The sequence below is a fragment of the Streptomyces violens genome, from assembly GCF_000717745.1.
In the GTDB taxonomy this organism is placed as follows: Bacteria; Actinomycetota; Actinomycetes; order Streptomycetales; family Streptomycetaceae; genus Streptomyces; species Streptomyces violens.
Genome location: NZ_JOBH01000004.1, coordinates 133,115 through 151,493, shown reverse-complemented (window position 1 = coordinate 151,493; position 18,379 = coordinate 133,115). Strand labels below are relative to the sequence as shown.

Annotated in this window: 17 protein-coding genes; 8 read left to right on the top strand and 9 right to left on the bottom strand. The window is 71.7% G+C overall.

The genetic code is table 11. From position 1 onward, the window contains the following. The first annotated feature begins 48 nt into the window (after positions 1-48). Both IF04_RS0109385 and IF04_RS0109380 read left to right on the top strand, forming a co-directional pair. Complete coding sequence (locus IF04_RS0109385) at positions 49-381, top strand: DUF427 domain-containing protein (protein WP_030253435.1); 333 nt, start codon at positions 49-51, stop codon at positions 379-381. Between the two features lie 155 nt (positions 382-536). After that, positions 537-1,025 carry a DUF309 domain-containing protein gene (locus IF04_RS0109380; protein ID WP_030253433.1) on the top strand — a complete coding sequence of 163 codons (489 nt, stop codon included), beginning with the start codon at positions 537-539 and terminating at the stop codon, positions 1,023-1,025. Here IF04_RS0109380 and IF04_RS0109375 read toward each other — a convergent pair. From IF04_RS0109375 to IF04_RS0109340, 8 genes are all read right to left on the bottom strand, one after another. Then, positions 1,012-1,944 (bottom strand): D-alanyl-D-alanine carboxypeptidase family protein, encoded by a 933-nt coding sequence (locus IF04_RS0109375; protein ID WP_078600060.1) that lies wholly within the window; start codon positions 1,942-1,944, stop codon positions 1,012-1,014. The two genes, IF04_RS0109380 and IF04_RS0109375, sit on opposite strands and share 14 nt — an antisense overlap. A gap of 172 nt (positions 1,945-2,116) precedes the next feature. Further along, positions 2,117-3,352, bottom strand: coding sequence for a cytochrome P450 family protein (locus IF04_RS0109370; protein ID WP_030253429.1), 1,236 nt, complete (start codon positions 3,350-3,352; stop codon positions 2,117-2,119). Positions 3,353-3,501: 149 nt separating this feature from the next. Beyond that, complete coding sequence (locus IF04_RS0109365) at positions 3,502-4,716, bottom strand: MAB_1171c family putative transporter (RefSeq protein ID WP_030253427.1); 1,215 nt, start codon at positions 4,714-4,716, stop codon at positions 3,502-3,504. Beyond that, a complete protein-coding gene (locus IF04_RS0109360; protein WP_051830958.1) occupies positions 4,709-5,389 on the bottom strand; it encodes a hypothetical protein in 681 nt (226 codons plus the stop codon). Before IF04_RS0109360 ends, IF04_RS0109365 begins: the two co-directional genes overlap by 8 nt. Next, complete coding sequence (locus IF04_RS0109355) at positions 5,376-5,867, bottom strand: helix-turn-helix domain-containing protein (protein WP_037799860.1); 492 nt, start codon at positions 5,865-5,867, stop codon at positions 5,376-5,378. The genes IF04_RS0109360 and IF04_RS0109355 overlap by 14 nt, the downstream gene beginning before the upstream one ends. A 198-nt stretch (positions 5,868-6,065) precedes the next feature. Continuing rightward, entirely contained in the window at positions 6,066-7,415 is a 1,350-nt protein-coding gene (locus IF04_RS0109350; protein ID WP_030253419.1) for an MFS transporter, read from the bottom strand. A 182-nt stretch (positions 7,416-7,597) separates the two neighbouring features. After that, positions 7,598-8,818, bottom strand: a complete 1,221-nt coding sequence (locus tag IF04_RS0109345; RefSeq protein ID WP_030253417.1) for an acetyl-CoA C-acetyltransferase — start codon at positions 8,816-8,818, stop codon at positions 7,598-7,600. A 121-nt stretch (positions 8,819-8,939) separates the two neighbouring features. Next, positions 8,940-9,854 carry a LysR family transcriptional regulator gene (locus IF04_RS0109340; RefSeq protein ID WP_030253414.1) on the bottom strand — a complete coding sequence of 305 codons (915 nt, stop codon included), beginning with the start codon at positions 9,852-9,854 and terminating at the stop codon, positions 8,940-8,942. A gap of 151 nt (positions 9,855-10,005) precedes the next feature. Between IF04_RS0109340 and IF04_RS0109335 the strand changes: the two genes are divergently transcribed. The 6 genes from IF04_RS0109335 (at position 10,006) to IF04_RS0109310 (ending at position 16,184) form a co-directional block, all read left to right on the top strand. Further along, positions 10,006-10,923, top strand: coding sequence for a CoA transferase subunit A (locus tag IF04_RS0109335; protein WP_030253412.1), 918 nt, complete (start codon positions 10,006-10,008; stop codon positions 10,921-10,923). A 26-nt stretch (positions 10,924-10,949) separates the two neighbouring features. Next, entirely contained in the window at positions 10,950-11,702 is a 753-nt protein-coding gene (locus tag IF04_RS0109330) for a CoA-transferase subunit beta (RefSeq protein WP_037799927.1), read from the top strand. A gap of 18 nt (positions 11,703-11,720) precedes the next feature. Then, positions 11,721-13,265: a 3-hydroxyacyl-CoA dehydrogenase gene (locus tag IF04_RS0109325; protein WP_030253407.1), complete on the top strand. Its 1,545-nt coding sequence runs from the start codon at positions 11,721-11,723 to the stop codon at positions 13,263-13,265. Between the two features lie 237 nt (positions 13,266-13,502). Then, positions 13,503-14,300, top strand: coding sequence for an ABC transporter ATP-binding protein (locus IF04_RS0109320; RefSeq protein WP_051831059.1), 798 nt, complete (start codon positions 13,503-13,505; stop codon positions 14,298-14,300). After that, the gene (locus tag IF04_RS0109315) at positions 14,245-15,123 is read left to right on the top strand and encodes an ABC transporter permease (protein ID WP_078600058.1); all 879 of its coding nucleotides are present in this window, start codon (positions 14,245-14,247) and stop codon (positions 15,121-15,123) included. The genes IF04_RS0109320 and IF04_RS0109315 overlap by 56 nt, the downstream gene beginning before the upstream one ends. A gap of 29 nt (positions 15,124-15,152) precedes the next feature. After that, positions 15,153-16,184 carry an ABC transporter substrate-binding protein gene (locus IF04_RS0109310; RefSeq protein WP_030253401.1) on the top strand — a complete coding sequence of 344 codons (1,032 nt, stop codon included), beginning with the start codon at positions 15,153-15,155 and terminating at the stop codon, positions 16,182-16,184. Between the two features lie 47 nt (positions 16,185-16,231). On the opposite strand, the gene IF04_RS0109305 is transcribed toward IF04_RS0109310, so the two are convergent. Beyond that, the gene (locus IF04_RS0109305; RefSeq protein ID WP_030253399.1) at positions 16,232-18,181 is read right to left on the bottom strand and encodes a glycoside hydrolase family 84 protein; all 1,950 of its coding nucleotides are present in this window, start codon (positions 18,179-18,181) and stop codon (positions 16,232-16,234) included. Between the last annotated feature and the right edge of the window lie 198 nt (positions 18,182-18,379).

The window sequence follows — 18,379 nt, the reverse complement described above, 5'->3', positions numbered from 1 at the left end:
CGGGATGAGACCCTGGGAGGGACCGTTCCTCGACCGGGAGGACCATCCATGACCACAGGCCACCGCATCACCGTCGAGCGGAGCACCGAGCACGTCCGCGTGGCACACGGCGGGCATGTGCTCGCCGACAGCAGCCGGCCGCTGGTGCTCCGCGAGACCGGGTACCCGGCCCGGTACTACCTGCCGCCGGAGGACGTCCGTACGGACCTGCTCGTCCCGTCCGGGACGCAGACGTACTGTCCGTTCAAGGGGACGGCCTCCTACTGGTCGCTGCCGGACGGGCCCGAGGACGCCGTGTGGGCGTATCCGGAGCCCAAGGAGGACGTGGCGGAGATCAAGGACCACTTCTGCTTCTACGAGACCGAGGTCGTCGACGGCTGATGCGCACCCAGGGCCACGACGAGGGCGGCGACCCGGCCTGCTGGCTGGACCGGGTCTGTGACGAGTGCGGCCGGATCCGGGAGGACTCGGCCGCGCCCTGTCCGCACTGCGCGGCGGACAGCGAGACTCCGGTCCGCGCCGCCGCGCCCCGGCGCGTGCCGGACGCGCCCCGGCGCCGGGACCGGGACGAGGAGGGCCGGGCGCGCAACGCCCGGCCGCGGGACGGGCTCGGCCGCCCGCTGGCGTACGGAGCCGAGGGCGTCGAGCGGCAGCCCGAGGGCGTGGTCCGCACACCGTTGGAGTCGCTGACCGAGGCGCAGCGGCTGCTGGACGAGGGGAAGCCGTTCCACGCGCACGAGGTGCTGGAGGACGCCTGGAAGTCCGGGCCGGAGCGGGAGCGTGAGCTGTGGCGCGGCCTCGCCCAGCTCGCCGTCGGCCTCACGCACGCCGCGCGCGGCAACGTCACCGGCGCCACCTCGCTGCTGACCCGCGGCGCCGCCGCCATCGAGCCGTACGCGCAGGCAGCGCCGTACGGCATCGACGTCACCGGGCTCGGCCGCTGGGCCGGGGACCTGGCCGCCGGCCTGCGCGGCCCGGTCCCCGCTGCTGCCCACGCGCCCCGGCTGCGGGTCAGTTCGCGTTGAAGCCCCAGTTCAGGAGCGTGGCGGCCTCCTTGTAGACCGCGTTCTTCTTCTTGCTGGGGCCGAGCACGGTGGCCACGAGGGTGCGGCCGTCCCGTTTCGCGGCGGCGATCAGGGTGTTGCCGGCCTTGCTCGTGAAGCCGTTCTTCACGCCGATGACGCCGGGATAGCGCGGCACGCCCTTCGTACCGGACAGCATCCGGTTGGTGTTCACGATGTCGTACGGGCCCCGGGAGCCGCCGGGGAAGGCCGCCCGTACGGTGGCGCAGTAGCGGGCGAAGTCGGCGTTCTCCAGGCCCTTGCGGGCGAAGAGGGCGAGGTCGCTCGCGGAGGAGACCTGGCCGGGCGCGTCGTACCCGTCCGGTGTCTTGACCACCGTGTCCTGCGCGCCCAGTGACCGCGCCTTGAGCTGCATTTCCTGTGCGGTGGCCCGCCAGCCGCCGTTCATGTTGGCGAGGACGTGCACGGCGTCGTTGCCCGAGCGCAGGAAGACGCCGCGCCACAGGTCGGCGACCTTGTACTGGCGGCCCTTCTTGATGCCGACGAGGCTGCTGCCCTCCCCCACGCCCTTGAGGTCCGCCGCGGTGACCGTGCGGACCATGTCGGCGGGGAACTTGGGCAGGACGGTGAGCGCGAAGAGGGTCTTCAGGGTGCTCGCCGGGGCCAGTTGGCGATGTGCTTCCTTCGCGGCCAGCACGCGGCCGGTCTCGGCGTCGGTGAGGATCCAGGCCCGGGCGGTGAGCCCGCCGGGCGGCGCCGCGGCGGGCCGGGCCGCGGTATCGGTCGCGGATCGTTCCGGTGCGGCCCTGCCCCGGTCCGTCGACGTGGCGTGCGCCGGGGCGAGCAGAGCGGCGAGGGCGCCCGCCACGGCTATGGCCGTCAGGGCGCCAATTGTCCTGGTCGAAGCAGCGTCGGTTCCCATGCAACCACGCTAGGGACACGGAACGACACGCGCAGTACATGCTGCGCCAGACGGCTCATACGTCACAGGCAAAGACCCGCCCGGTGCGACGGGGGATGCACACCGGGCGGGCTCAGAACCTTTCTACCGCATGCCGGAACGGTTATGCAGGAAAAGCCTGTTCGAGTCGGCGTTACCAGGCGACGGGGAGCGAGATCAGGCCACGCGCCCGGATGCTCCGCCGCCACTGCATCTCCTCGCGCGGCACGTCCAGCCGGAGCCCGGGGAACCGCTGAATCACGGCGTCGAGGGCGGTCTGCGTCTCCATCCGGGCGAGCGGGGCGCCGAGGCAGTAGTGGATGCCGTGCCCGAGCGCGAGATGGCCGAAATTCTCGCGACGCGGGTCGAGCTTCGTCGGATCGGTGAAGCGTTCCGGGTCACGGTTGGCGGCCGCGAGCGAGAGCAGCACGCTCTCCCCGGCCGGAATCCGCACACCGCCGATCTCGATGTCTTCCAGCGGGAAGCGGCGGATCGCCAGCGGCGCCGGGCCGTCGAACCGCGCCAACTCCTCGGCCGCGGCGGGCAGTCGGTCCGGATCGGCACGCAACTCGGCCAGCAGCTCCGGGTGGTCGAGCAGCGCGAGGACCGAATTGCCGATGAGGTGAACGGTGTTCTCGTAGCCCGCGAGGAGGATGAGGAAGGCCAGCGAGGTCAGCTCGTCCTCGCTGAGCCGGTCCCCCGCCACGCCCCCGTCGCCGTCCGGCTCGTCACGCACGGCGATCAGGTCGGAGAGCAGGTCGTCGCCCGGCTCGGCGCGCTTGGTGGCGATCAGGTCGGTGTAGAAGCGCAGCATGGCGCCGACCGCTTCCTTGGCCGCCTCCGGACGAGCCGGGTCGGGCGTGATCAGCGCGTCGGACCAGGCGCGGAAGTCGAGCCGGTCGCGCTCCGGGATGCCCAGCAGGTCGCAGATGACGATGATCGGCAGCGGCGCGGCGAAGTCGGCGAGGAGGTCGGCGCGGCCCTTGGCCTCGATGGCGTCCAGCAGGTCGTGCGCGACCTTCGCCACGGGGGCGCGGAGCTTGTCGACGCGGCCGGGCGTGAACGCCTTGGCCACCAGACGGCGTACTCGCGTGTGGTCCGGCGGGTCCATGTTGAGCAGGTTGGCGTCCAGGGCCGGCGGCAGGGAGAAGCCGCGGTAGCCGGTCGAGCTGTTGCGCTTGTCGAGGGAGAGCCGGGGGTCGGCGAGCCCGCTGCGGACATCGGCGTAACGGGTGACGAGCCAGGCGGGCTGCCCGTCGGGACCGGTGATCCGGTGGACCGGGCCCGCCTCGCGCAGCCGCTCGTACCCCGCGTAGGGGTCGTCGAGCAGCATCGTCGTGTCGATCGGGTCCGGACGGTCGGGCGAGCCTGTATGAGCTGCGTTCTGCATGAATCCCGACCTTATGGGGTGGTGGTCCGCCTTCCGTATCCGGGGCATGACAAGGCGCAGGGCGGCTACGAGGCCAATGCCTCGTGCCGCCCTGCGCCGAAGGCGGTTCGGACCCCCGTACCGAGCCACCTGGTCTGTGTGCGCCGCCGCTAGGCCCCGCGCTCCCCGACGCCGCTGCGCTGCCGTAGCTCGGCGAGCACCGTCTCGGCCACGGACGAGCGGTACATGTCCGCGACCAGCGCCAGATGTTCGTACTCCGCGGCCGGCGCCATGTCGGTCGTGACGACGACGGATTCGGCGTACGGCTCCGGGAGCCGGCCCGCCTGCCGGTTGTCCAGGCCCCGGCGCAGCGCCACGGCCTCCGCCACGGCGGCCAGTTGCGCCGGCCCGACGCCCGCCGCGCGGGCCCGCTCGCGGGCCACGCCGACGGCGTCGGACTCGACGTACCGGCGGATGCCGCGCTGTACGTCGCGGATCTCGGCCATCTGGCGGTTGGCCCGCCACTCCAGGTCCGCGAAGGGCCAGCGGCCGGGCCGGGAGCCCTCCATCGTGACCTCCGGGGCCTGCGCGGTGGCCTCGCGCCACAGGGGCGAGAGGCGGCGCAGCCGGCGCCAGGCGGACGCGCGGGGCCCGGCGGCGGGCAGCGCGAAGCCGGTGAGGACGAGGATCGCGGCGACCGAAGCGCTCAGCGGGGCCACACCGTTGGAGAGCCAGAGCGCCGGGCTGCCGGCCCAGGAGAGTACGAAGCCGACGAGCTTGCAGGCGCAGTACAGGAGGCCCAGCCAGCAGCCGGCAGCCAGCACGCGCAGGCCGCGGGCGAGCCAGGACGGGCCGACCTTGGTGGCGTAGCGCGGGCAGAGCGTGCCGAGCCCGGCCAGGCTGGCGCCGAAGATCGCGAGGTACAGCATCAGGAAGACCATGACGCCGGGCGCGTCCGTGTACGCGGTGCTGAAGTCGCGCGGGTGCTCCACGGCGTCCGGGCGCCCGACGGCGAAGCCCGTGACGGCGACCGCCCAGGCCACGACGACGAGCGTGAGGACCGTACGGGTACGGGAGCGTGCCCGGCGGCGGCCCGCCTCGTCCTCGCCTCCGGTCCAGCGCAGCAGCAGCACCAGGGCGCCGGCCGCGAAGACCACGACGGAGGAGTACAGGAAGACCATGGCGAGGTTGGCGACGCCGGTGAGCCGGTCGAACGCGCGGTACAGGCTCGGCGCCGAGAACAGGAAGACCGTGGCGACGCCCGCCGTCATCATGCTGGTCAGGCCCAGGTCGGCGTTGCGCCGGTCGCGCAGCCAGGCGCGGAACTTGTACCCGGCGAGCGTCCAGGCGACGGCCGCGAAGCAGAAGTAGACGACGTCAAACACGGGGCGGTCCCCCGTCGTCGGGGCCGGTGTCCGGGGCGTCGGAAGCGGCGCCCGGAGCTCCGTCCAGCTCGCGGCGGATGTGCTTGAGCGCCGGGGCCAGCGCGGCCGCGATCTCGGCGGCGTCGCCGCTCAGCGGCGGGTCGTCCTTGGCGGTCGCGGGCACCACATGGGCCATCAGGAGCGTGCCCAGCACCTCGGTCTCGTGCTCGGTGGCGTTGTCGTAGCAGTGGTGGCGGGCGAAGCGGGCGGTCAGGCCCATCCGCCGGGCGGCCGTCGCGACGTCCATGTTCGGCGTCCAGACCTTCAGCGCGTCCTCGGTGACCGTGGGGTCCTGCTCGTGCCCGAGGAGGAGGTGGCTCAGCTCGTGCAGGACGATATGGGTCTGGTGCCAGGGCGAGGTCTGCCGCTCGTAGAAGACCCACCAGCCGTCGTCGGTGCCCGCCGTCATGCCGGACACCACGCCGCCCAGGCTCATCGGCGCGAGCCGGACCGGCCGGCCCACGCGCCGCGCCACGACCTCGCACAGGCCCGGCAGATCGGTCGCGGCGGGCAGCGCCAGCTCCTGTACGAGCTGCTTGCACCGCCGGCGTGTGCGCCGTACCCGCATGGCCGTACCGTCCTCGATTCCCGTCCGCCGCCAGGTGGCGAAGAGCTGCTCGTCAGTGGCCGGCATGCGGTGCCTCACCGCTGGTCGCCGGCGGGTCCGGCGGCAGGTCCATCTGCTGCCGGAACTGGGAGATGATCGTCGTGAGGCTGTCCTGCACCTCGGGCGGCAGGCCGACCGAACGCAGCGCGATGGTCCGCACCCGCTGGTCCCGCATGGCCGCGAGGAAGCGCAGCTCCTCCTCCACCCGGTCGGCCTGCGGCTGGGAGAGGTCCCCCACCAGATAGCCGACCGGCACCGCGAAGAACTTGGCGAGCGCGCGCAGGACTTCGTGGCTCGGATTGCTGCGTCTGCCCTTGCGGAGCATGGAGAGGTACTGCTCGGAGAGCGTGACGTCGCCGTACTCGGCGCCCTCGCTGATCTCCTCGGCGACATAGGCGTTCGTATACGGCGCACCGGGCGGGTGCATGTGCGCGAAGAGGTGGTTCAGCCGCTCCGCGAGCGGACTGTGCTCACTCTTCGGCGCGCCGTCGCCCCCTCGTGCCATGATCGGTGTCCCATCCCCGTTCGCCCTGGTCCCAGCCACAGCGAAGCAGCGCGCACACCCAACGGACAGTTGAGTCGCGCGCTCTCCGCTTCGCACATCCTTTCACGAGCGGAACGGGACGCACCAGTCCACCTACCCACTGTGACCGTTATCCGGCGTCTCGGGCATCAACTCGTGGTTGAGTCGCCCTCGTGCAGCTCAACCGGGCAGCGGAGCGGTGGACCGGGCGGCGGGGGCGGCCTCGGCGGCCGTCTCGTCGTGGTTCGGGCGGCGCAGGAGCAGCAGCATGCAGCCCATGGTCAGCGCGACCTGGAAGACGGCGTAGACGATGACCGCGGTGATCGAGCCGGTCCAGTTGAGCAGCGACTGGCCGATGATCGGGGTGGTGCCGCCCAGCAGCGTGCCGCAGAGCTGGTAGCAGAGCGAGATGCCGGTGTACCGCAGATGGGCGGGGAAGCGGCTGGCGAGCATGCCGGCCAGCGCGGCGTAGTACAGGCAGTGCGGGATGGTGGCGACCGCGACGCCGAACATCGCCAGGCCGTAGCTCTCCGTGCCGATGAGGACGAACATCACCGGCATCAGGAACAGTTCGGGGATCAGCATCACGCACACCGCGCGCGACCAGCTCTTCATCTTCGTGGCGAGGACCGCGCCGAAGGGCTGCACGATGATCTGGGTGATGTTGGCGACCAGGATGATGGTGAGGAAGGAGCTGCGGTCGAAGTCCAGGGCGCTGGTGGCCCAGGACAGCGCGAAGGTGGACTTGAAGTACGTCGCGGAGAGGCCGATGGTGCAGGCCCCGATGCCGAGGACGATCAGCATCGGATGGCTGCGCAGCACCTCGGTCAGCGGCAGCTTCGCGACCTCCTTCTTCTCGATCAGCTTGGCCATCGCCGGCGACTCGGCGACCTTCAGCCGGACGAAGAGGCCGACCATGACCAGCAGCGCGGAGGCGAGGAACGGCACCCGCCAGCCCCAGGAGGTGAAGGCGTCGTCCGGCAGCTGGCTGATGGCCAGGAAGCTCAGCGTGCTGAGGGTGTTGCCGACCGGCGAGCCCTGCTGCGCGAAGGCCCCGTACAGCACGGACTTGCCCTTCGGCGCGGACTCGGAGGCGATGAGTACGGAGCCGCCCCACTCGCCGCCCAGGCCGATGCCCTGGATCATCCGGATGGCCACAAGCAGGATCGGCGCCGCGACGCCGATGGAGGCATAGCCGGGCAGCAGTCCGATGGCGGTGGTGGACACGCCCATCATCAGCAGGGTGATGACGAGGGTCTTCTTGCGGCCGAGGCGGTCGCCGTAGTGCCCGAAGACAATGCCACCGAGCGGGCGGGCGAGGAAGCCGACCCAGAAGGTGGCGAAGGCCACCAACGTGCCGAGCGCGCCGTCGAGTTCGGGGAAGAAGACCTTGTCGAAGACAAGGGCGGAGGCGGTGCCGTAGATGTAGAAGTCGAACCACTCGATGGTGGAGCCGATGAAGGCGCCGATCCCGGCGCGGTTGGCGGCTCTGGTGCGGTCGCGTGCGGTGGGCGCGGTGGGCGCACTCATACGGACTCCCTGGGCGTCTTTGATCAAGGGAAGGGGAGACCAGGGGCGCCGCGTCGTCCGAGCGGCGCCCCTGGGTGGTACGGGTGGTGCGCTGTGTGTACTTGTCCGTGCACGGCTCCCCGTGCGAGGGGTCAGGCCGTGATCAGGCGACCCGACGAGTCGTCAGGCGATCCGACGAACCTTCAGGCGACCCGCTCGAAGACGGCCGCGAGGCCCTGGCCTCCGCCGATGCACATGGTCTCCAGGCCGTAGCGGGCCTCGCGGCGCTTCATCTCGCGGGCGAGGGTGGCCAGGATGCGGGCGCCGGTGGCACCGACCGGGTGGCCCAGCGAGACGCCGGAGCCGTTGACGTTGAGCCGCTCGTGGTCGGCCTCGCCGAGGCCCAGCTCCTTGGTGCAGGCCAGTACCTGTGCGGCGAACGCCTCGTTCAGCTCGATCAGGTCCATCTCGGCGAGCTTGAGGCCCGCCTTGTCCAGGGCCGAGCGGGTGGCGCCGACCGGGCCGAGGCCCATGGTCTCCGGGGCGCAGCCGGTACGCGCGAAGGAGACCAGCCGCACGATCGGGGTGAGGCCGAGCCGCTCGGCGGTGGCGGCGCTGGTGACCAGGCAGGCAGCGGCGGCATCGTTCTGGCCGCTGGCGTTGCCCGCGGTGACGGTGGCGTCCGGGTCCTGCTTGCCCATGATCGGCTTGAGCTTGGCGAGCTGCTCGGCGGTGGTGTCCGGGCGCGGGTGCTCGTCGGCGGCCACGACGGTGTCGCCCTTGCGGCCGCGCACCGTGATCGGCACGATCTCGTCGTCGAAGAGGCCCGCCTCGATGGCCCGGCCCGCCCGCTGCTGCGAGCGCAGCGCCAGCGCGTCCTGCTCCTCGCGGCTGATCCCGTACGCCCGGCGCAGGTTCTCCGCGGTCTCGATCATGCCGCCGGGGATCGGGTGGTTCGCGCCGCCCGCGGTGACCCGGCCGCGGCTGAGCGAGTCGTGGAGCTGGAGGTTCGGCCCCTTGATGCCCCAGCGGCCCTCGTGCGTGTAGTACGGCGCGGCGCTCATGACGTCCACGCCACCCGCGATCACCACGTCACTGAACCCGGCCTTGATCTGCATCGCCGCGTCCAGCACCGCCTGCAGGCCGGAGCCGCAGCGGCGGTCGACCTGTACGCCGGTGACGGTCTCGGGCAGGCCGGCGTCCAGGGCGGCCACCCGGCCGATGGCCGGCGCGTCGGAGGTGGGCCAGGCGTGCCCGAGGATGACCTCGTCGATCTTCTCCGGCGCGACGCCGGTGCGCTGCACGATCTCGGTGATCAGCCGGGCGGCCAGGGCGGCGGGACGCTGCCCCGCGAGCGCGCCGCCGAACTTGCCGATCGGGGTGCGCAGCGGTTCGCAGAGGACGATTTCAGTGGGGTCGGTCATGCCACGGGCCTTTCCTGGTGGACGCTTCCCGGTGACTTTTCCACCCGACCACTGAGCCGGTCCAATATCCAATTCGGCGAGGATTCGGACGCGAGACTTATCAATCGGATGTCACCGCAGGTCAGACGCGTGGCGGAGCCTTGCCTTCCGGTGTCGGCAGGGCCTCCTCGGCCACCGCGAGGACGGTACGCAGAGCAGCCGAGGGGTTGTCCGGACGCCAGGCCAGCGCGGCCTGCAGCCGGATCGGCGGGCCCGCGAGCGGCCGGTACACCAGCCCCGTCTGCTGGATGTGCTGACAGGAGGTGACGGTGAGGGTGACGCCGACGCCCGCGCCGACCAGCGCCAGGATCGTGTACGAGTCGGGCGCCTCCTGCACCACCCGCGGGTTGAACCCGGCGGCCTCGCACGCCCGTACTGTGGCGTCCCGGACCGTGGACCCGGCGTTGGCGGGGAAGCTGACGAACGGCTCGTCGGCCAGCGCGGCGATGGGGATGCGCCGGCGGCGGGCCAGCGGGTGGTCCGAGGGCAGCGCGCAGACCAGCTCCTCCTCGTCGATCACCCGGGTCGCGACGCCGGGCTGGGTGACCGGGAGCCGGACGAAGCCGAGGTCGAGCGAGCCGTCGGCGACCCCGGCCAGCGCGACATTGGCGTACGTCTGGCCCTTCATCACCAGCTCCAGCGCCGGATGCGCGGCCCGTACGGCACGCGTGAGCAGCGGCAGCGTCTCGTGCGTGGACGCGCCCGCGAAGCCGATGGTGACCCGGCCGTACTCGCCGCGCCCGGCGGCCTTGGCGGCGCGGGTGGCGGTGTCCAGGTCGGCGAGGACGGTGCGCACCGGGTCGAGGAAGGACTGGCCCGCGCTGGTCAGCCGCACCGAGCGGGTGTTGCGCTCGAAGAGCTGGACGCCCAGCTCCTTCTCCAGCTGCCGGATCTGCTGGCTCAGCGGCGGCTGCGCCATCTGCAGCCGCTTGGCGGCCCGCCCGAAGTGCAGCTCCTCGGCGACCGCGACGAAGGCGGTCAGATGCCGCAGCTCCATCCCTGTTCCGTCCGTCCCTGCGTCCCGACTATTTATTCTCCCGTATCAGTCTGACCTTAATTCGGTATTGGACGGAGATCAATGGCCGGTGAAACGGTATCCGGGACCGGATCCGCTACCCCGCACGCCGAGGAGCACCGTGGACAAGACCATGACGATGCGGGAGGCCATCTCCTCCTTCGTCCATGACGGCGACACCGTCGCGCTCGAAGGCTTCACCCACCTCATCCCCACCGCCGCAGGGCACGAGATCATCCGGCAGGGCCGCCGCGACCTCACCGTGGTCCGGATGACCGCGGACATCGTCGTGGACCAGATGCTCGCCGCGGGCTGCGTCACCCGCCTCGTCTCCTCCTTCGTCGGCAACTCCTCGGCCGGTTCGCTCGGTGAGCTGCGCCGCCGCATCGAGAAGGCCGACCCCGAGCCGCTGGTCTTCGAGGAGTACAGCCACTACGGCATGATCTGCCGCTACCTCGCGGGCGCGCAGCGGCTGCCGTTCTACCCGCTGCGCTCGTACGGCGGCAGCGACCTGTCCTCGGTCAACGACGGCCTGCGCAAGGTGACTTCGCCCTATCCGGGCCCGGACGGCGAGCCCGAGCAGGTGTACGTCGTCCCGCCGGTCAACCCGGACGTGACGATCATCCACGCGCAGCGCGCCGACCGCAGCGGCAACACCCAGATCTGGGGGCTGACGGGCGTTCAGGCCGAGGCGGTCTACGCCGCGGACAAGGCGGTCGTGGTCGTCGAGGAGATCGTCGACGACGAGGTCGTCCGCTCCGATCCCAACCGCACGGTGATCCCCGCACACGCCGTGGACGCGGTCGTGGCCTGCCCCCGCGGCGCCCACCCCTCCTTCGCGCAGGGGTACTACGACCGCGACAACGCCTTCTACCGCGCATGGTCCGGCATCAGCAAGGACCGCGAGCAACTGCAGGCGTGGCTGAAGGAGTGGGTGTACGACACCGCGGACCACGCGGAGTACGTCAGCAAGCTCGGCGAGGAGTTCTGGAACTCCCTCGCGGTCGGCGAGGCACTCAGCCTGCCGGTGAACTACGGGAGGCGACTGTGAGCACCGAGACCACTGTGAACACCGAAATGACCTCTTCCGAGCGGCTGTCCGTGGTCGCCTCGCGGGAACTGGCCGGGCGGCGGACCGTGTTCGCCGGGATCGGGCTGCCCACGCTCGCCGCCTCGCTCGCGCATCTCACGGTCGCGCCGCGGCTGGAGATCGTGTACGAGTCGGGCGTGTGCGGGGCGCATCCCTCGCACCTCCCCGAGACCATCGCGGACGCGGTGCTGATCACCGGTGCCGAGGCGGTGCTGTCGATGCCCGCGCTCTTCGGGTACGTCCTGCAGGGCGGCCATATCGACGTCGGGTTCCTCGGCGCCGCGCAGATCGACAAGTGGGGGAATCTCAACACCTCCGTCATCGGCGACTGGGACGCGCCCAAGGTACGGCTGCCCGGGTCCGGCGGCGCGGTCGAGGTGATGGCCAACTCCCGCGAGGTGTTCGTGGTGATGCGCCGCCACGACCCGCGCTCCTTCACGGAGAAGCTGGACTTCTGCACCACGCCGGGCCCCGACCGCGCCCTGGAGGAGGGCGTGCGGCCGCTCGGCACGGGCGTCACCCGGGTCATCACCGAGCTGGGCATCCTGGCGCGCGAGGGGGTCGGCGAGGAGCTGAAGCTGGTCGCCGTGCACCCGGGCGTGACGGTGGATCAGGTACGCGAGAACACCGGCTGGGACCTCGCGGTCGCCGACACGGTGGAGACCGTGCAGCCGCCCAGCGCCGAGGAGCTGCGGCTGCTGCGCGAGGATGTCGACCCGGACCGCGTGTACCTGCGCTGATCAGAAGGAGTTACGGACGTGCGTATCAGGATCGTGGGCGCCGGTGTCATGGGCCGTGGCATCGCCCAGTGGGCCGCCACCGCCGGTCACACCGTCGAGCTGGGCGACATCCGTACGGAGGCGGTCGGCGCGGCCGTGGACTTCGTGCGGGGGATGCTCGACCGGGCCGCCGCCAAGGGCCGGATGACGGAGCAGGCGGCGGCGGACGCGCTCGCCCGTATTGTGCCGCTGGACTCCCCCTGGGCGCCCGGCGACGAGGTCGAGCTGGTCATCGAGGCGGCCCGGGAGGACCTGGACACCAAGGCCGAGGTGTTCGGGAAGCTGGCCGAGGCGCTGCCCGCGTCCACCGTCTTCGCGACCAACACCTCCTCCCTCTCGGTCACCGAGATCGCCGCCACGCTGGGTGACCCGTCGCGCCTGGCGGGCCTGCACTTCTTCAACCCGGTACCGCTGATGAAGATCGTGGAGGTGGTACCGGGCGCGGCGACCCGTGCGGACATCCCGCCGCTGCTCGCCGAGCTGGTACGCGGGACGGGCCACCGCGCCGTGACCGTCGCCGACACCCCCGGCTTCCTCGTCAACCACGCGGGGCGCGGCCTGGTGACCGAGGCGCTGGCGCTGCTGGAGGAGACCATCGCCGACGCGCCGGGCATCGACCGCATCGCGCGCGATGTACTCGGCCTGAAGATGGGCCCGTTCGAGCTGATGGATCTGACCGGGCTCGATGTGACCGCGGCGGTCATCGACACGATCTGGCACGGGTTCCGCCACTCCGACCGGCTCCGCCCGTCGTTCCTCACTCCGAACCGGGTGACCGCCGGGCTGCACGGCCGCAAGACGGACCGCGGCTGGTACGCGTACGGTCCCGAGGACCCGGCGCCGGCCGCCACGCCGGAGCCGCCCGTGGCCGGTGACGGCAAGCGGCCGGTGTGGGTGGCCGGCACCGGCCCCGGCACCGAGGCGCTGCGCGCGGCGCTCGTCGCGGGAGGCGCGGTGCTCGACGACGCCGAACTCCCGGGCGACGGCTCGGCCGTCCTGGTGGCCACCTGGGGCACGACCGCCGCCGAGGCCGTGGCGGGACTGGACCTGCCGCCCGCCCGCACGCTGGGCGTGGACCCGCTGTCGCTGCCGACCCGCCGCCGGGTGCTCGCGGCCACCCCGGCCACGGACCCGGAGGTGGCGGCGGACGCCCGCGCGGTGCTCGCGGCTCCCGGCGACGAAGCGGCGGAGCCGTACACCGTCAGCGTCGTACGGGACACCGCGGGCTCCGTCGCGCAGCGGCTGCTCGCCTCGATCGTCTCGGTCGCGGCGTCCATCGCCGAGCGCGGCCTCGCCACGCCCGCCGACATCGACGCCGCCGTCACCACCGGCCTCGGCTACCCGCACGGCCCGCTCGCCTGGGGCGACACCATCGGCGCGCCCCGCCTGCTGACCCTGCAGCAGGCGCTGCACCGCACGACCGGCGACCCGCGCTACCGCCCCACCCGCTGGCTCACCGAGCGCGCCCAGCTCGGCATGCCTCTCACCGATCCGGGCAACAGCCCGTTCTCGCAGGCCGGTTGAGCCTGCCGCAGACCGGCCGCGGCGCACCGACGATCACGCCCTGACTGCCCGGTGCGCCGCGGCCCGCCGCCCGCGCCATACGTGCCCCGGCCAACTTTCGTCGTGCGGGACCGTTGCGCTGTCACCGCACCGTGGCCAATCATGCTCAGCGAGTGATCTTCAGATCCCGCTGATCGGAGGGTGCCGGTGGCTGACGGGGAGGACGACAGCGCGGCTGTGGAGCTGCGCGGCGTCACGATGACGTACCACGGCGCGGAGGGTGATTACACGGCCGTGCGGGAGGTGGACCTGACGGTGGCGCCGGGGCGGTTCGTCTCGGTGGTCGGGCCCACCGGGTGCGGCAAGTCGACGGTGCTCAACGCCGTCGCCGGGCTGCGCGAGCCGTCCGCCGGGCAGGTGCTGATCGGCGGCGAGCCGCTGCACGGCCTGAACCGCAGGGCCGGTTACATGTTCCAGCAGGACGCCCTGCTGCCCTGGAAGACCGTTGTGCAGAACGTGGCGTTCGGCCTCGAACTGTCCGGTGTGGACAAGGCCGAACGCCTGGCGCGGGCCCATGAGTGGGTCGTACGGGTCGGTCTGGCCGGCTTCGAGAACGCCTATCCGCACCAGCTCTCCGGCGGGATGCGCAAGCGCACCGCTGTCGCCCAGAGCTGGATCGGTGACCCGGACATCCTGCTGATGGACGAGCCGTTCGGGGCGCTGGACGTGCAGACCCGGCAGATCATGGAGAACGAGCTGCTGACGCTGTGGACCGACAGCGGCAAGACCGTCCTCTTCGTCACCCACGACCTGGAGGAGGCGGTGTCGCTGTCGGACGAGGTGGTGCTGCTGTCGGCGGGCCCCGGCAGCCGCGTCGTCGGCCGCTATCCCGTCGATCTTCCCCGGCCGCGCGACCTGCTCGACATCAGGACCACGCCGCGCTTCACCGAGCTGTACGGCGCGATCTGGGCGGACTTGAGGAACGAGGTGATGAGGACCTATGAGCGCGCTTCCCACGGGACCGCGGGCGCCGGAGCTGTCCAAGACGCCGGCTGACGCCGCGCCGCCGTCCCGGTCCGCCGGGCCGCGGCGCCGCCGCACAGGCCCCGCGCGGCCCGCCGTGCTCGCCGCGCAGCTCGGCCTCGCGGTGCTGTTCGTCGCAGGCTGGGAGGTGGGCAGCCGTACGGGCATCGTCGACCCGTTCTTCTTCAGCTCCCCCGCCGCCGTCGCGGGCCGCATCGGCGAGTGGCTGGGCAGTGGCGAGATCGCCGGGCATCTGCTGACCACCCTGCTGGAGGCGGCGCTCGCGCTGGTCATCGGCGGGGTGCTGGGCCTGGGCATCGGCTTCCTGCTGGCCCGCGCCCGGACGCTGGCCGCCGTGCTCGATCCGTACATCAAGGTCCTCAACGCGCTGCCACGGGTCGTGCTGGCGCCGATCTTCCTGCTCTGGTTCGGGCTCGGCATCTGGTCGAAGGTCGCCTTCGGCGTGACGCTGGTGTTCTTCATCGTCTTCTTCAACACCTACCAGGGCGTACGGGAAGTGGACCGGGTACTGGTCGACAACGCCCGGATGCTGGGCGCGAAGGAGAGCCAGCTCATCCGGCACGTACTGCTGCCCAGCGCGATGTCGTGGATCTTCTCCAGCCTGCACACCAGTGTCGGCTTCGCGATCGTCGGCGCGGTGGTCGGCGAGTACCTCGGCGCCTCCGAAGGCATGGGCTATCTGATCGCGCAGGCGGAGGGGACGTTCGACACGACGGGCGTGTTCGCCGGGATGGCCGTGCTCTCCGTCGTGGTCGTGGTCATCGACCTGCTCGTCAACCGCGTCGAACGCCGCCTGCTGCGCTGGCAGCCCGCCCGCGAGCGCGCCCACGGCTGATCCCCTTCCCACACCTCCAGGAGAGTTCCATGGCGCACCACTTCAGGCGACCGCTGCGGACGGTCGTGGCCGCGGCGGCCTGCCTCGCCACGCTCGCCGCCGCCTCCGGCTGTTCGTCCGCCGGCGGGGGCGACGCCGTACGCATCGGTGTCGGCGGCCAGCCGCTGCTGGTCTATCTGCCCACCACGCTCGCCCAGCAGCTGGGTTACTACAAGAAGGAGGGCGTGCAGGTCAGGCTGGCGGACCTGCAGGGCGGGTCCAAGGCGCTGCAGGCGATGCAGGGCGGCAGCGTCGACGTGGTGAGCGGCTACTACGACCACACGATCCAGATGCAGGCCAAGCAGAAGGACGTGGTGTCCTTCGTGAACATGCTGCGCTATCCGTCGCTGGTGCTGGCGGTCTCGCCCAAGGCGAGCAAGAAGATCGACTCGGTCGACGACCTCAAGGGCGCCAAGGTGGGCGTGACCGCGCCCGGTTCCTCCACGGACTTCTTCCTCAAGAAGCTGCTGGCCGATCACGGCATGAAGGCCGACGCGGCGAGCGTCCAGGGCATCGGGGGCGACTCGACCGCGGTCGCGGCCATGGAGCAGGGCCGGGTGGACGCGGCCGTCATGCTCGACCCGGCCGTCTCCCAGCTCCAGAAGCGGGCCGGGGCGAAGCGGGTGAAGATCCTCACCGACACCCGTAGCGAGCGGGGCGTCAAGGAGGACTTCGGTGTGTCCACCTACCCAGCCGCCGTCCTGTACTCGGACCGCGGCTGGCTGAAGGACCACCCCGACCAGGCACGTAAGCTCGCCAAGGCGATCGTCCGGGCGCTGCGGTACATCGACACGCACTCCGCCAAGGAGATCGCGGCCAAGATGCCGCGCGAGTACGCCGGTGACGACCCGGCGGTCTATGAGCAGGCCATCGCGCAGGCCAAGGACGCCTACGCCAAGGACGGGCTGATCCGGCCCGACGGCGCGGAGGCGGTGCACAAGGTGCTGGCCGCCTTCACGCCGGAGATCGCGAAGGCGGACGTGGATCTGAAGAAGACGTATACCAATGAGTATCTGAAGTAGGGCGGCGCGGGGGCCGCTCCCGTGCGGGAGCGGCCCCCGCGCGCCACTCACTCAGCCGCGTCCTGGAGCTCGCGCACCTTGGTGAGAAAGTCACCGATGAACGGGTCACCGATCTTCACCGGGCCGTGCGGGCGGGTCTCCTCGGGATCAGAGGTGATCTTCCCGGCGGCGACCGCATCGCGGTCCATGGCGGCACGTTCCTTCGCGGCGCGCGCCGTGTCCCCGTCCTGTACCGCCGTCAGGGTGGCGAGGCCGTGCCGCATCGCCGAGCCCCACAGCTCCGTGGCGTCCAGCCAGCGGTCGGCGTCGTGCAGGAAGAGCTTGTCGGGCACGCCGGCGCGGAGCACGCCCGGCGTCCGCGCGATGCCCTCGACCGTCGGGCGCAGCTTCTTCACGGCGGCCGCCGGGTCGGTGTCGTACGCCTTCCAGAACTCCGCCAGCCGGGCGCTGAGCACCGGTGCCTGCGGCTGCCACGGCGTCTCCCCGAAGGTGGGCGCCATGTGGTTGAGGTCCACGAAGGTCTGTACGGCGTCGGCGACGCGCGGGTCGCCGCCCGCGAGGTGCAGCGCGGACTGCCGGGCCGAGCGGGCCTTGTCGTAGCCGCGGTCGTTCCAGGCGAAGTCGGCGATGGTGAAGACGGCGAGCTTGCTGGCCGCTTCCTGGTTCATCGGGTTGGAGACGACGCCGCTGAGGTGGTCGGAGAGGCCCGCCTCGCGCTTGTCGTACGGGGCGAGCAGCAGCCGGCCGGCGGTCTGGCCGTAGTCGTTGACGGGGTAGTTGTCCCAGACGAAGACCTTGCGGCCGAACAGCTCGGCGGCCTTGGAAGCCTGGTCGTTGGTGATCTCCGACGGCACGACCTCGGTGCCGGTCCACATCACCTCGACGTCCTTGTCCAGCGCCGAGCGCAGCTTCTGCTTGTACGCGGTGTCGGTGAGGTCGCCGTACTCGGTGGGGACCATCTGGAGCGGATTGGTGCCCTCGTGGGTGGCGATGAAGTCGCGCTGGACGGTGTTGAGCAGGCCCACCTGTGCCTCGGCGGCGGGGCCGCGGCCCGGGGCGCCGAATTTCTGCTCGTCCCCCACGCAGTTCCACTTGGTGTAGCTGATGTCGTCCAGCGGGACGGAGAAGGAGCGCACGCCCAGGTCGTACAGCGACTGGAGCTTGGCGGTGAGCGCCTTGACGTCGGCCGGGTCGGAGTAACAGATGGAGTTGCCGGGCGAGACGGCGAAGGTGAAGCGGACGTGGTTGCCGGTCGCGCGCTTCACCAGGGCGCCGAGCTCGTTGAGCTTGTCGGCGGGGTAGGGGTCGCGCCACTTCTCGCGGTGGTACGGGTCGTCCTTCGGCGCGTAGACATAGGTGTTGGATTTGACCTCGCCGAGGAAGTCCAGCTGGTCCAGGCGCTCTTCGTTGGTCCACGGGGAGCCGTAGAAGCCCTCGATGGAGCCCCGCAGCGGCATGGACGGGAAGTCGGAGACGGCGGCCCCGGCGATCCGGCCCTTGGTGATCAGGCCGCGCAGGGTCTGGACGGCGTAGTACTGGCCTGCGGCGTCGGTGCCGCCGAGCGCGACGGTGGCGCGGTCCTGACGGGCCGTAACGACCCGCAGCGCGTACCCCTCGTCGTGCGTCGGTACGTCGGTGCCGCGCAGGGCCGCCGCCACGTCCGGGCGGCCGGCCGGGCCGAGCAGCACGGTGAGCGGGGCGTGGCCCGTGGCGCGGGCGGTGACATCGATGTCACGGACGCCGTGCGCGCGCAGCGTCTCGGTGAGCAGCTTCCGGGCGGCCGCGTCGGTGTCCTTGCCGGCGACGATCTCGGCGCGGCCGCCGAGCCGGACGTCGGCCGAGACGCGGGACATGTGCTGGGGTGTCGGCGAGATCGCGGGCAGCGGCTGCGCGGCCGCGGGCTCCGGGGCCGCGCCCGCCGAGGGCGCCGTGCCGAGCGTGGCGGCGGCGAGCAGGACGGCGAGCGCGCCGGTGCGGGATCTGGAGAGGACGGTCACGTGGCCTCCGGGGTGCGGACGGACAGCGGAACGCGGACGGCCCAGGGGGAACCGGAACGGGGGCCTGAACCGTCCGCAAGCCTCGGACATGCGGGAACGTACGTCAATGCCGTCGAGTCGGGCAGGACTTGGACTTTTGTCCGCGTGTTTCCCTAACGGCCCAGCCCCGGGTGCGGTCCCGTGGGAGCGCGTGCAGGC